Raw genomic sequence first — 14,328 nt, forward strand, 5'->3', positions numbered from 1 at the left:
CTGCCAATTCGATCACTATCCGTATTACTAAACGGTAACGTTCAGATCACACACCGGTGGCTGTTCGTTGCCATCTCCATTGCTTTCTTCTTCAGTACCTGAATCAGGGGACTCATTACCTGTACCGTTGCCAGATTCAGGCAAACCATCACCCTGGTTGCTAGAGCCATCATCACCGCCTCCGTCGGGACCTCCCGCTTTCTTGCAGGCCTCACCTACCGCACCAGCGCTGTTTCCAGTGACACCAAGCTCTGCTCTTATTCCCAGCTTTTCTACGGATGTAAGATCATCCAATGCGGGCTGCCAATACGGGCTATAGAGACTTCCATACTCTCTTCTGCCACTTGATCGAGGATGGAGATCATGGGGATAACGAAAAATAACCCGGCTTTTGGCGATGCTGACCATCCGCCCATCCATGAAGTCATCTTGTTTAGCCTGTTCGGCACACCCACTTGCTCCTGTTAGCTCTGTGGCAGTTTGCAGCCCTTTCGCACTCGCGGGCTTTGTGACAGCGACAATCAAACCTGGTCCCTCATCCAGCAGCCCTGGCTCAGCCAGAGCGCGAAAATCACGCATCCCCACATATGAGGTAACAGGTTGCTCCTGACCAAACTCCCATCGAGCCAACCCTGACGCCATACCGTTTCGTTTCCAGTAGGACTTGTCGCCATGGGTTTCCCTGTAATCAATCCTGTCGTTGCTATTTTTACCGCTCTGCGCAGCTCCCCAGCCCACCGGTAGCATTTCGCCCTTGTCGTCATAACCCTGAAAAACGCCCCAATCCCACTCCCCCAATGCATAATGCATCGAAAGCGTATCCACTGAGGACCACTTGAAATAAGGTCCGCAGTTTTCGGTATTCCTGATCAGTTCTGTTCCACCATCCCGTTCCATCCAGAACCGTGAAACAAGCGGTACAGTGACTTTGGTTTTCATCACCCCGGCTAATTGGTTTCTTCTGGTCGTAAATCTGTCCCGGCTTTTCAGCAAGATATTCCGAAACTCATCACTATATTGACGATCAATCTCGCTTCCTGGAGCAGTCCACTCAGGAGGATTCCACTCCCACCCCAGGAATCCAGAACCGGTATTTGTCCAACCACCAGAAGACCAGCTTCCACAAGCGTCATAAGCCTTGTCAGGGCTGTATTGCTTGCTGAAATCAAAATGGGCTTTTCTGAAACTATCCAGTGAGGTAAGGGTGTAAACCGCATCGACTTCGTTATCATTCGCTTTAACAACGTTCGAGTACGCCTGCCTTGCCATCATGACGGTATTGGCATGCATGACCTGCTGGCTTGCAGAAATAGCCAGAATCAACTTGTCCAGGGCCGAGTTCGCCACCCTCGCGACTTGTTCTATCGTGGCATTAAGGGTGCTGGCCGCTTGGGAGATAATCGTAGTGACAACACCCACTGGAAGTATCAACTGGGTTACTCTGGAAAGATTCTCTGCAGTCCGATCAAGCCAGCGCGACCAACTCACCAGAGTAGTGGCCTGAGCAACAGCCACATGGTTTGCGATCATGGCCCGGTTTGTGTACGCCTGGAAATTGAGATTTCTTGCTTCGACAGCCGCGACACTGTATGCCGCGGCATCAGCCGTGCCCTGCAACCGGGTTTTTTCACTACTGATGGTATAGCCATCAAAAACGTAGAAAACAGCGCCTACTATCACGAGCAACATGACCGTGACGTAGACCATCATCTGGCCTTTCTGTCGACGCTTTCCATTCAGCACTGTGCTCACTCCCTGAGCATTCCTCAGTTAGAGATAATCCATTCCATGGATATTTGTAGTCTTTGACAGCCCGCCTCAAAGCAAGCTTTGAGGCAGGTGAAAGGGTGCAGTGATTAGTTGTTACCGGTGTAGTTGCTCAGATTACGGGCGGTGTTGGCATCCGTTTCTGCTGCAGAGGCCTGGGTCGCGGCGCGGCCTTGCGCCGTGCCACCATCCTGACCAGACAACTCCATGGCCATACCCGCGGTCTGGTTCCGCACCGTGTCACCAAACAAGCGGTAAACACCGATGGCGGCGATCGCGATCAGGGCAACGATGATGATGTATTCGGTCATGCCTTGGCCAAGCTGTTTTCTCTTCATGCTCATAATCTTCCCTTATAGATCAATCTTTAGTCCTTTATTCGTAGCAAAGAGAAGCCACGCCACGAGCGCCTATTGAGACAATTATATAAATTTGCCTCAAACCCCTTCGCCGGGCGGGAAGTGAAACATCACATGTAGTGCGCGACAAGCGCCATAAGCGATTTTCTTGTAAGCCATTTGCCATAGCACATTTTTTTTTGAAGCAGGGCTCATAACAACGAATTCCATCCTTTTCTACTATTGCCTCCCCCCTTCCTTTGAGGGTTAGTGTTGCCCTCGATCAGACCGGCACAGAGCCTAATCAATTTTCGGGCAGGGGCTGGCATGACATCTTTCTCACAGTCGTTTCTTCAAGGACAATCATGATCAGGACTCTCATTTTTTTCGCTTCTCTCTCTATATTTACATCGCCAAGCCATGCCGCTCCCTATGACGATCTACCCCCTGAAATAAGAGCGAAAATCATGAAGAACATGGCGGAGGTGGAGTCTGATATGAAGGCTTACTCCAATGGCAAACCGATTCATTTTTCAGGGAATGGCGACGAGTTCTCCACTCAAACTCTTCCCGATCATAACGATATTGATTGGGCGATTTATCCTGAGCCTCAATCAAAGCTCTTAGGCTATACAACCCGGGATGATGGCACGTCGAGCGTTGGCACCTTCGGCAGTGAAAAAAATGTTTCGCAGTTGGATGATCACTATATGAGCAAGCTCCCAAAAGGCTGGAAAAGACATGTTATGACAGACGGAGCGATCATTTTTGTGAAGGGTGGGCCGGACAAGATTACAAACGATAATTTCAAGGAATTTTATCATTTCTTGCAAAAGAGCCAGTATGTAGAAATCAGAAAGCTCCAAAAAAACGCACTAAATTTTAATGGCTTGTATGATGAAAGCCATATAAGCACAGTACAAATCACCTCTGAATAATTTTAAAAAAAAGCCCCGCAACGCGGGGCTTTCTTTTGTTCCTGATAGCTCAAAGCTGGAAGCGGCAGCTGCCTTTTACAGCTTCGCAGCCACTTCTGCCCCCTGACGAATGGCCCTCTTGGCGTCCAGCTCTGCCGCGAGTTCGGCACCACCAATCAGGTGGAAGTTGTCTTTTCCTTCCTGATACAACTCTTTCAGAGATTCCTGGCCAGCACAGAGGATCACGTTGTCCACGTCCAGTACCCGGGTTTCCTCTCCGATCTTGATATGCAGGCCGTCGTCGTCGATCTTCTCGTAGCTGCAGCCGGCCAGCATGTCCACATTGCGAGCCTTGAGGGTGGCGCGGTGTACCCAGCCAGAGGTCTTGCCGAGATCCTTGCCGAGGGAGGTGGTCTTGCGCTGTAGCAGGGTCAGTTCCCGTACCGGGGCTTCTACTTCACGCTCTACCAGGCCGCCGCGGGCCTCGGTGTCCATGTCCACGCCCCACTCTTTCATCCACTCAGGGAGCGGTTGTTCGCCGTCACGGGGGGCCTCGGCCAGGAATTCACAGACATCGAAGCCGATACCGCCGGCGCCGATTACCGCCACCTTCTTGCCCACTTCGGCGTTACCGCGCAGTACGTCTACATAGGACAGCACCTTGGCATGGTCTACACCGGGAATGCCCGGGGTACGCGGGGTCACACCGGTGGCGATGACGATTTCGTCAAACCCCTGCTTTTCCAGGTCGGCCACTTCCACGCGGGTGTTGAGCTGCAGCTTCACGCCGGTGTTCTCGATCCGTTTGCTGAAATAGCGAATGGTGTTGTGGAACTCTTCCTTGCCGGGGATCACCTTGGCCATATTGAACTGGCCGCCAATCTCGCTGGCCTGATCAAACAGGGTGACGTCATGCCCGCGCTCGGCGGCAACGGTGGCGCAAGACAGGCCCGCCGGGCCGGCACCGACCACGGCCACCTTCTTCGGACTGGCGGTTTTCAGGTACAGCAATTCCGTTTCATGACAGGCACGCGGGTTCACCAGGCAGGAGGCCCGCTTCATGGAGAAGGTGTGATCCAGACAGGCCTGGTTACAGGCGATACAGGTATTGATCTCGTCGGCACGGCCTGCCGCCGCCTTGTTCACAAACTCCGCATCCGCCAGCATCGGTCGCGCCATGGAAACCGCATCGGCCTGACCATCAACCAGAATCTTTTCTGCCACGTCCGGGTCATTGATACGGTTGGACGCCACCACCGGAATGGAAACGTGCTCTTTGACCTGGCGGGTCGCTTCCACAAAGGCCGCGCGGGGCACAGAGGTGACGATGGTGGGTACCCGTGCTTCGTGCCAGCCGATACCGGAATTGAGGATGTCCACACCCGCGTCTTCCAGCTCGCGGGCCAGATCCAGCACTTCTTCCTTGGTGCAGCCATCCGGCACCAAGTCGATCACTGACAGGCGGAACATGACGATGAAGTCTGCACCACAGCGATTCCGGATCTCACGCACTATCTCCAGCGGGAAACGACGACGGTTCTCGGCACTGCCGCCATACTTGTCCTTGCGCTTGTTGGTGCAGGGGGCGGTGAACTGATTAATCAGGTAACCCTCGGAGCCCATGATCTCGACACCGTCATAACCGGCCTGCTTGGCCAGCCAGGCAGTGTGGGCGAAATCCTTGACGGTTTTCTCTACTTCCTTGGTGGTCAACGCCTTCGGCTTGAAAGGGTTGATCGGGCTTTTCAGGGCAGAGGCAGAACGGGAGAACGGGTGGTAGCTGTAACGACCGGCATGGAGGATCTGCAGGGCAATCTTGCCACCTTCCTGATGCACCGCATCGGTGACCTTACGGTGGTTACGCACATCCAGACGACGGTTGAACAGGCTGGAGAACGGATAGAACCAGCCCTGCTTGTTGGGGTTGAAGCCCCCGGTCACCATCAGGCCAACCCCGCCACGGGCGCGCTCGGCAAAATAGGCCGCTAACTTGGGGAACTGCCAGAAGCGGTCTTCCAGACCGGTATGCATGGAACCCATGATCACGCGGTTCTTCAGTTCGGTCTGGCCGACTTTCAGGGGCGAAAGCAGTTGCGGATAGTGCTTGGCTGTCATGGCGGTGTCTCCGGGGGTTCACCAATGATGGCTAAATTGTATCTGGACAGCGTCAAGTTAGGGAGTTATGTTGACGGTGTCAAGATTGTTCAAGAGGCGCAGCATGCATCACGCTGCACGCAACACGCGAAAGGCCTGAAAAGACAGGACACACATGACTCAGAACGCCCGCTATCATCATGGAGACCTGCATGACACCTTGCTGCAGGAAGCTAACACTCTGCTCAGTGAACAGGGTGTCGAAGGGCTGTCACTGCGTAAACTGGCGGAGCGCGCCGGTGTGTCCCGTACCGCGCCTTATCACCACTTCAGGGACAAGAACGCCCTCCTCTGTGCCCTGGCCACCCGCGCCTTTGCCCAGCTGGATGAAATCATCCAGCGCCAACTGGAAGCCGCCGGCAACTCACCCGATATTCAGGCCTTCGTGATCGAATACCTTCGCTTCGCGACGGAGAACCCGGAGCAGTACGAACTGATGTTCGGCCGCACCTTGTGGAAAAGTGGCGAACCCACCCCGGAACTGAAAGAAGTCGCCTACCGCAGTTTCCGCCGTTACGCCGAGGGGCTCAGCGCCCTGCTTCAGGGACGTTTGCCAGAGGGTACCGACCCGCTTCGGGTGGCCCAGGCCAGCTGGGCGACCATCCATGGGCTGTGCCGTCTGACCATTGATGGCATCTATGTGAATCAGGAAGACATGGAAGCGGTCAGCCAGCAGGCGGTAGCGCTGATCATGGCGGCCCTGAGTTAACCCTGTTCGCATCTCGTATCGGGTAACTGGTAACTGCCGTCAGGCGTCAGGCGTACCCCAACCTTTGCACTGCCAAAAGCGACTGATACACCGTCATTAACGCCCTCCTGAGTGCTCTGGTCATGTTCCCCTCACTGGCTTGCCGATAGCCTGATAAAAATTCATCGCAGTCTGAGGTGAGTGGAGCTGGCTGTGTCTCATGCTTCGAACATCAGGCCGTTGAGGCCCCGCGCCTGAAGCCTGATGCAACAGCCCTTACCACTCCATCTCGAAAAAAGCACAACAACAAGGATGCCGCCATGAAATCGATCCCCACTTTCTGTCGTGTCTGTGAACCGTCCTGTGCACTGGTGGCACAGGTGGAAGAGGGTCAGGTGCAACGACTGCAACCGGATCGTGATCACCCGGTAACCCAGGGGTTCGCCTGCCACAAGGGGGTCAACTACCTGGCCATTCACCAGGACCCGGATCGCCTCAACACCCCATTGATGCGTCAGGGCTCAAGGCAACCCGGCGAAGGGCAATGGCAGTCACAGGACTGGGATAGTGCCACCGGTGACGTGGCCAGCGCGCTGAAAAGCATTCTTGAGCAGCACGGACCGGACGCCATTGCCGGCTATATCGGCAATCCCACCGCCTTCAATGCCCTTGGCAGCCAGGCTATTGGCGAGTTTTTCATGAGCCTGGGCAGTCGCCGACTGTTCAACTCTGGCACACAGGACTGTGCCAACAAGTTCGCCGCCGGCGAGGCCGTGTTCGGCACCAGCACCCTGCACCCGCTGCCGGATTTCGATCACACCGATTGTCTGCTGATCTTTGGCGAGAACCCGAAAGTCTCGCACATGAGTTTTATCTCCATCGCCGATCCCATGGCGAAGATCCGCGCCGCCTGCCAGAGAGGCGCCAGCGTCTATTACATCAACCCACGCAAGATTGAATCGGCCAGCCCGAAAACCGGCGAGGTGATCCAGATCCTGCCGGACACCGACCTCTATCTTATGGCTGCGCTGCTCCATGAGATCGATGCGCTGGGCCGCTTTGATGAAGACGTGCTGCGTGAGCATGGCAAGCATGTACAGGAGCTGCGGGACTTTATTGCCCCCTACTCCGCCGACGCTGTCGCCGACATCGTGGGCCTGCCCGCAGACCAGATCTGCGCGTTGGCCGATGAATTCAGTGGCGCCGAGCGTGCTGCGGTGCACATGTCCACCGGCGTCAACATGGGCCGCCATGGCACCCTCTGCTACTGGCTGCTGCAAATGCTCAGCTTTGTCACCGGCAATCTGGACAAGGTGGGCGGCAACTTCTACAGCGAAGGCTTCTATCCCGCCGCCAAGGCAGGCCGCGTTCGCAACAATGAGGTGTTCTTCTCCAGCGCGTACGGAGAGCTGCGTCATATCCGCGGCGCCCTGCCCGGCAACCTGCTGCCGGACATGATTCTCGATGAAGACAACCCGATTCGCGCGCTGGTGGTGATCGCCGGTAACCCGCTATTGAGTGTGGGTGGCGAAGCGCGCTGGCGGGAAGCACTGGAAAAACTGGACCTGCTGGTGGTCATCGACCTGTTCCGCAATGCCACCGGCGAATACGCTCACTACCTGCTGCCTTCCGCCGACATGCTGGAGCGCCCGGATATCAACATCTGTGGTCTGGGCATGCAGTACCAGCCCTACGTGCAATACACCGATGCGGTGGTGCCGCCTGCCGCGGAGCGCAAGGAAGAATGGTGGATTCTGTCGCGCCTGCTGCAGCAGATGGGCATGCCCGCCTCCCTGCTGGATCAGCCCGGCAACCCCTTCGGCCGCCTCGAACACATGATGTCGCGCCATGAGATCAATGTGGAAAAACTCAAGGCCTCGCCCTCCGGCACCGCCGTACTGGACACCCAGTCCATTGGCCGATTCTATGACGACTTCCTGCAAACCGATGACAAGCGGGTGGACTGCTGCCCACCCCTTTTTGCCGAAGCCATGGCGCTGGCCAACTCGCAGTTCGAGGAACTGAAACAGGATGCCCCCGCCTTCCGGCTGATCAATCTGCGTACCAACTACATGCACAACAGCTGGTACCAGAACGTGCCGAAACTGAAACGCGGCAAGCATGATCACAACCCACTGCACATGAGCCCCGAAGACATGGCGGCACTGGGTCTGGAAGATGGTGACAGCCTGACGGTCAGCAACGAATACGGTGAAGTGCAGGCGCTGGCGCGGGCCGATGACAGCCTGCGCCCGGGTGTAGTGGCCATGACCCACGGCTGGGGCAACAAGAGAACCCCGGGCATGACCGTGGCCAACCGCTACCCGGGTGTGAACATCAATGCCTTGTTGCCCAACGGCCCCGGCAGCTACGAGAAGCTCAGCAACCAGGCATTCATGAGTGGCGTACCGGTAAATATCAGCGCCTGATGCCTGATGCATCACGGAGCCGCTAGATAGAATCCACCGTAGGAGCGAGCCTGCTCGCGATCCGAGCCTCAGCGAGGTAAGGATTCCAGAAGCGAGTTTCGAGTACCGAGTTTCGAGAATCAAAAGACCACAATCAGGCACGAGATTTGAGATTTTGCTTTTCGCAACTCGCTTCTCGTGACTCGAAACTCATTACCTCGCCCAGGCTCGGATCGCCTGCAGGCAGGCTCCTACAGCCGGGTCGGGGCCAAGGACCCGGAGCGCCTCCCGCTGCGCCGGGTTAGCGGGTGGTTGACGCCAGAAAATCTTTCAGTGCTTCAATGTAATCCTCGAACGCTTCGAACTGCGGCACATGACCAATATCATCCAGTTCCACCAGCGTCGCATTCGGGATGCGGGCGGCGGCCTGTTCGCCCAGCTCGCCATACTGGCCCAGTTTTTCTCGCAGCCCGGCCGGCGCCCGGTTGCGGCCCAGGGCGGTACGATCCCGGGTGCCAATGATCAGCAGCGTGGGCATGGCCAAGCGATCAAACTCGTGCACCACCGGCTGGCTGAAAATCATGTCGTAGGCCAGGGCCGAGTTCCAGGCAATCCGCGGGTAGTCCGGACCGCGGATCCAGCCCTGCTGCAACTCCAGCAGCGGATCATAGGCCGGCTTCCACTGGCCATCGAAATAGCTTGTGGTCATGTAGGCCTTTACCTGTTCCGGGGTCTTGCCAAGATCGCTCTTGTACCAGTCATCCACGGATTGCCAGGGCACGCCTTTCTGCTGCCAGTCTTCAAGACCGATCGGGTTCACCAGCGCCAGTGACGCGGTACGCCCGGGAAACATCAGGGCAAAACGGGTGGCCAGCATGCCGCCCATGGAGTGCCCCACCACCGATACCTTGTCCACCTTCAGGTGATCCAGCAGCTGCCGGGTCTGGTCCGCCAGGGTATGGAAGGAATACTGAAACGCTTGCGGCTTGGAGGACTTGCCGAAACCGATCTGGTCGGGCACCACCACCCGATAGCCGGATTCACTCAACGCCGCAATGGTGTCTTTCCAGTAGGCACCGGAGAAGTTCTTGCCATGCAGTAACAGCACGGTCTCGCCATTGGCCGACTCGGACCGCACGTCCATGTATGCCATTTTCAATGATTGCTGTTGCTCATCAAGCTCAAACTCACTCACGGCATACGGATACGGGTATTCGCTCAATCGAGCATCCAGCGCCGTGGGGGCAGCCAGCAACGGCGAGCAGAAAAACAGGCTGAACAACAGCACCAGGGCATTTATTCTCAGGGCAGGCATGTCATCTCCAGTGATTCCGGTACTCAAGGCTGAGAACGACACAGCGCCGGAAAGTTCCTTCTGCAGCAGATGCCATCCATCCGCTTGACGGTACCGGACAGGATTCGGAATGTGATGCAATTGGCATAATGAACGTGACTCACTATAGTCAGCGTATTGGGGGGCATCACCTGTTTGGGGGATACAAGCATAGGAATTGCAGATTACAGTTTGCCCGCAACGTGAAGGCAGTACGTCAGATACTCTGAGGGGGAACATCACAATGGAAGCCTTGCTGGATTTCGTGGGGGAAATCTATGAAGCCTCTTACAAGCCGGATCACTGGGACCATGTGATGGAACAGCTTTGCAGCCGTTTCATGCAGGCCAAGTCAGGCGCGATTTTCATCGAAGACCACTCCAGCAATACCCGCAGCATGATTGGCGCCTACGGATTGCCCGCAGCGGTACGCACCTCCTATCGCTTTGGCATGGGAAAATACGACCATACGTTCAAGATCCAGAGCCGCATGCCCGTAGGCGAAGCCTCTCAAGTCACCGAGGCAGAGCGAGTTCGCAAGGACCACCCGTTTTATTACCGTTTGATTCTGAAACCCAATGACATTGGCTACATTTCTGCCATCAACATCTACAACGATGAAGAATGGCATGTGGGCATTGGCCTGCATCGTTCATTCTCTGCGCCCCCGTTCTCTGAACAGGACTGCAAGACCCTGACCCTGCTGTATCCCCACTTCAATCGTGCGCTGCGCATTCACCGTGAGTTCCACCGACTTCGCACCCGGCAACAGAGTCTGCATGAGGCGCTGTCCCGTTTCATGATGGGTCTGATCATTCTTGGTCCCGATGGACGCGTCAGCTACCAGAACCCGGTGGCAGAAACCCTTATGGCCAACCACGGCGGGCTCATCCTGAAAAATGGCAGGCCCAGTGCCCACTACCCCGATGAGGACCACCGCCTGCAGACCCTGATCAACAAACAACGGAATGTCGACAGCCAGGACATCAAGGCCAGAACGGAAGCGCTTGGCGTGCATCACCCGGATCGGGAAATGAACATGAATGTGATCCTGTCACCCCTGGCTACAGAGCAGAATATTGTTCCGCAACAACCAGGCAGCGTGGCACTCTATCTGTCAGACCCGGACTCCGCACTGAACCTGCCGGCCTCTGCGATCCAGTCCCTGTATGGCATGACCCCAAAGGAAGCCCAAGTGGCTATCGCCCTGACCAACGGCCTCAACCCCAACCAGATCTGCGAGCAGAACAACGTGTCCGTGGACACAGTGCGCTCCCAGCTGAAAAGCATCTATTCCAAGATGGGGGTCAACAAACAACAGGACGTGATTCGGGTACTGCTGTCCAGCGCGCAGGTGAATTGAATGTATGACGCCGGATGCTGGATGCCTGACGCCTGACGCCTGACGAAGGCAGATTCTTCAGCGTCGGGCATCAGGCATCCAGCATCCGGCGGCCGCGCAGCGGCCAAAAAAAAACCGGCCTCGAAGGCCGGTTTTTTTTGAGCGGGGAACGATTACTTCTCGAGAATCGCTACCACACCCTGACCACCAGCAGCACACACGGAGATCAGTGCACGGCCGGAGCCTTTTTCGTTCAGCAGCTTGGCGGCGTTGGCGATGATACGGCCACCGGTGGCAGCGAACGGGTGACCGGCTGCCAGGGAAGAGCCTTTCACGTTCAGCTTGCTGCGATCGATGCTGCCCAGAACCTCTTTGCGGCCCAGGGTTTCCTTACAGAACTTCTCGTCTTCCCACATCTTCAGGGTAGACAGAACCTGGGAAGCGAAGGCTTCGTGGATTTCGTAGAAATCGAAGTCCTGCAGGGTGATGCCGGCCTTGTCCAGCATGCTCGGCACACCGTATGCCGGCGCCATCAGCAAACCTTCTTTCTTGCCGATGAAATCCACAGCAGCGGCTTCACCCAGGGTCATGTAGGCCAGTACCGGCAGACCACGCTCTTTGGCCCACTCTTCAGACGCCAGCAGTACCGCTGAGGCACCGTCGGTCAGAGGGGTAGAGTTGGCCGGGGTCATGGTGCCGTCCGGGCCGCCGAAGCAGGGCTTCAGAGTCGCCAGTTTTTCCAGGGTGGAATCACCGCGCATGTTGTTGTCGCGGGTCAGGCCCTTGAACGGGGTGATCAGGTCATCCTGCCAGCCGTCTTCATAGGACTTGGCCAGGTTCTGGTGGGATTTCCATGCCAGCTCGTCCTGCTCTTCGCGGGGAATCGCCCACTCTTTGGCAGTGATGGCCTGGTGGTCACCCATGGCCAGGCCGGTGCGCGGCTCGCCGTTCTTGGGGATATCGGGCATCAGGGATTTCGGGTTCAGCAGCTTCAGTCCCAGCTTGGCACGCTCGCCGTTGGTCTTGGCACGGTTCAACGCCATGAATACCTTGCGGGCGTCCTCGTTCACGCCCAGAGGAGCGTCAGAGGTGGTATCCACACCGCCAGCGATGGCGCAGTCGATCTGGCCAAGGGCGATCTTGTTGGCGACCAGGATAGCGGCTTCCAGACCAGTACCACAGGCCTGCTGCAGATCGTAGGCCGGGGTTTCCGGAGCCAGCTTGGAACCCAGAACGGACTCGCGCACCAGGTTGAAGTCACGGGCGTGCTTCATTACCGCACCGGCCGCCACTTCATCGATCTTCTGACCGTGCAGCTTGAAACGATCCACCAGACCATCGATGGCAGCAGTCAGCATTTCCTGGTTGCTGGTATCAATGTAGGCAGTGTTGGAACGGGCAAACGGAATACGGTTACCGCCAATAATGGCAACCTTGCGTACGGCTTTACCTGCCAGCATAACTATGTCCTCTAACAGAATCAGGGCAGCCACCAGAAGGTGGCGACAGTGGCCAGCGCGACCACGGGTATTCACTACTTAGGGCGCAGTCTACTCCCCAGCGTCCATGCCTCATTGGCTCAAACGACTGTTTGAACCCGGGGGCCGGTCAATACACCGGCAACATTGCAGTGATTCAATACGCGCCAGTGTGCGACAGGGCTTGTTTTTTGGCCCTACGAAAGAAGACTGATTTTTCACCGACTTTCTCTGGCACCCCTTTAAACCCGTTCTGGTTGGCATAAGGTTAACCAGACACATTCATCTCACGATGGCGAAGGACAGGATCATGAGCGATACCTATCAGGCGATTGCGAATTCTCCCATGGGCAAGGCGCTGTTTGGCGCAGTCAATCTCCCTATTCCGGTCATTCTGGACCGCTGGCAGCCGGGTCAGGCCTCCTTTATCAAGGGCCGCGTTCTGGTCGGTGCCGCCAATGGCTCCACCGGTGTGGAAACCATTCTGTCCACCCTGAAAGCGGCACCGGAAGCCAAGCTGAGCGTGCTGGCCAACACCGGCACCGCCACCGAACTGCAGAAGAAAGCCGGCAAGGCCGGTGTGGATGCGGAAAACTACACCGCCACCCGCGAAGACGATGCCAAATTCAAGGGTCTGGTATTTGATGCCACCGGCATCCAGAACCCGGACGAGCTGAAAGCCCTGTGGGAGTTCTTCCACCCGGTGATCCGCAAGCTGGAAAAATGCGCCCGTGTTGTGGTGATCGGCCGCACCCCGGAAAAGCAGGCTGGCGCCACCCGTGTTGCCCAGCGCGCGCTGGAAGGTTTCACCCGTTCTGTGGGCAAGGAAATCAAGAAAGGCGCCACTGTGCAGCTGGTGTATGTGGATGAAGGTGCCGAAGCCCAGCTGGCTTCTCCCCTGCACTTCTTCCTGTCCCCCAAGTCAGCTTATGTATCTGCCCAGGTAGTGCGTGTGACCGAGTCCGGCTTCAAGGCCGCCAAGTTCGACTGGGACAAGCCGCTGGCCGGCAAGAAAGCCCTGGTCACCGGTGGCTCCCGCGGTATCGGCGCAGCCATCGCTGAAGTGCTGGCCCGTGACGGCGCCACCGTGACCGTGCTGGACATTCCGCCCATGGCGGAAGACCTGAGCAAGGTAGCGGCCCAGATCGGTGGCGACACCCTGGAGCTGGACATCACCGCCCCCGAGGCACCCGACGCCATTGCCGCCAAGGGCAAGGAAATCGGTGGTTTCGACGTGATCGTACACAACGCAGGTGTCACCCGTGACAAGATGCTCGGCAACATGCCGGAGAAGTTCTGGGACATGGTGATCGACATCAACATCGCCAGCCAGCTGCGCATCAATGAAAAACTGCTGGCCGATGGCGCCATCAACCAGGGCGGCAGCATCATCTCCATCAGCTCCATTGCCGGTATCGCCGGTAACCTGGGCCAGACCAACTACGGCGCCTCCAAGGCCGCCGTGATCGGCATGATCGACGCCTTCAAGGACGAGTACGCCGAGAAGGGCATCACCATCAATGCCGTGGCACCGGGCTTCATCGAAACCCAGATGACCGCAGCCATCCCCTTCACTATCCGTGAAGCGGGCCGTCGCATGAACGCCATGAGCCAGGGCGGTCAGCCGGTGGACGTGGCCGAAACCATCGCCTTCTTCGCCAGCCCGGCCTCCCAGGGTCTGACCGGCAACGTTGTGCGTGTGTGTGGTCAGATGCTGTTGGGGGCGTAACAGCCTCAAGCTACAAGCTTCAAGCTGCAACGCGGTTTGAAGCCTGTGCCACACGATCGACAAAAGAGCCGCGCCGCAAGGTGCGGCTCTTTTGTTGCCGCTCCGCGGCCGCTGCACGCAACACGCCTCACGCAACATGCTTGAGGCAAAACCGGTGGAGCTGTTGTGTGGGAG

At 57.1% G+C, this 14,328-nt stretch carries 10 protein-coding genes; 5 read left to right on the forward strand and 5 right to left on the reverse strand.

The genetic code is table 11. From position 1 onward, the window contains the following. Positions 1 to 27 precede the first annotated feature (27 nt). The gene (locus MWU49_RS09575; protein WP_246971187.1) at positions 28 to 1,752 is read right to left on the reverse strand and encodes a pilus assembly protein TadG-related protein; all 1,725 of its coding nucleotides are present in this window, start codon (positions 1,750 to 1,752) and stop codon (positions 28 to 30) included. Positions 1,753 to 1,856: 104 nt separating this feature from the next. Further along, positions 1,857 to 2,105: a pilus assembly protein gene (locus MWU49_RS09580; protein WP_246971189.1), complete on the reverse strand. Its 249-nt coding sequence runs from the start codon at positions 2,103 to 2,105 to the stop codon at positions 1,857 to 1,859. Positions 2,106 to 2,470: 365 nt separating this feature from the next. Here MWU49_RS09580 and MWU49_RS09585 point away from each other — a divergent pair, with 365 nt between their 5' ends. Beyond that, positions 2,471 to 3,043, forward strand: a complete 573-nt coding sequence (locus tag MWU49_RS09585; protein WP_246971192.1) for a hypothetical protein — start codon at positions 2,471 to 2,473, stop codon at positions 3,041 to 3,043. A 75-nt stretch (positions 3,044 to 3,118) separates the two neighbouring features. Here the strand turns inward: MWU49_RS09585 and MWU49_RS09590 are convergent, their stop codons facing one another. Continuing rightward, a complete protein-coding gene (locus tag MWU49_RS09590) occupies positions 3,119 to 5,137 on the reverse strand; it encodes an NADPH-dependent 2,4-dienoyl-CoA reductase (protein ID WP_246971197.1) in 2,019 nt (672 codons plus the stop codon). 154 nt (positions 5,138 to 5,291) lie between these two features. Here MWU49_RS09590 and MWU49_RS09595 point away from each other — a divergent pair, with 154 nt between their 5' ends. Then, positions 5,292 to 5,885 carry a TetR/AcrR family transcriptional regulator gene (locus MWU49_RS09595; RefSeq protein ID WP_246971200.1) on the forward strand — a complete coding sequence of 198 codons (594 nt, stop codon included), beginning with the start codon at positions 5,292 to 5,294 and terminating at the stop codon, positions 5,883 to 5,885. Positions 5,886 to 6,184: 299 nt separating this feature from the next. Continuing rightward, the gene (locus MWU49_RS09600) at positions 6,185 to 8,293 is read left to right on the forward strand and encodes a molybdopterin-dependent oxidoreductase (RefSeq protein WP_246971210.1); all 2,109 of its coding nucleotides are present in this window, start codon (positions 6,185 to 6,187) and stop codon (positions 8,291 to 8,293) included. A gap of 280 nt (positions 8,294 to 8,573) precedes the next feature. On the opposite strand, the gene MWU49_RS09605 is transcribed toward MWU49_RS09600, so the two are convergent. After that, entirely contained in the window at positions 8,574 to 9,587 is a 1,014-nt protein-coding gene (locus MWU49_RS09605) for an alpha/beta hydrolase (RefSeq protein ID WP_246971223.1), read from the reverse strand. 262 nt (positions 9,588 to 9,849) lie between these two features. On the opposite strand from MWU49_RS09605, the gene MWU49_RS09610 reads away from it, so the two are divergent. Further along, on the forward strand, positions 9,850 to 10,968 hold the full coding sequence (locus tag MWU49_RS09610; protein ID WP_246971226.1) for a LuxR C-terminal-related transcriptional regulator: 1,119 nt from the start codon (positions 9,850 to 9,852) through the stop codon (positions 10,966 to 10,968). A 152-nt stretch (positions 10,969 to 11,120) separates the two neighbouring features. Here the strand turns inward: MWU49_RS09610 and MWU49_RS09615 are convergent, their stop codons facing one another. Continuing rightward, entirely contained in the window at positions 11,121 to 12,407 is a 1,287-nt protein-coding gene (locus tag MWU49_RS09615) for an acetyl-CoA C-acetyltransferase (protein ID WP_246971229.1), read from the reverse strand. Between the two features lie 328 nt (positions 12,408 to 12,735). On the opposite strand from MWU49_RS09615, the gene MWU49_RS09620 reads away from it, so the two are divergent. Beyond that, positions 12,736 to 14,154 (forward strand): 3-oxoacyl-ACP reductase, encoded by a 1,419-nt coding sequence (locus MWU49_RS09620; RefSeq protein WP_246971232.1) that lies wholly within the window; start codon positions 12,736 to 12,738, stop codon positions 14,152 to 14,154. Positions 14,155 to 14,328: the final 174 nt, after the last annotated feature.

Origin of the sequence: Alcanivorax sp. S6407 (assembly GCF_023016115.1) — a bacterium.
Taxonomy (GTDB): Bacteria; Pseudomonadota; Gammaproteobacteria; order Pseudomonadales; family Alcanivoracaceae; genus Alcanivorax.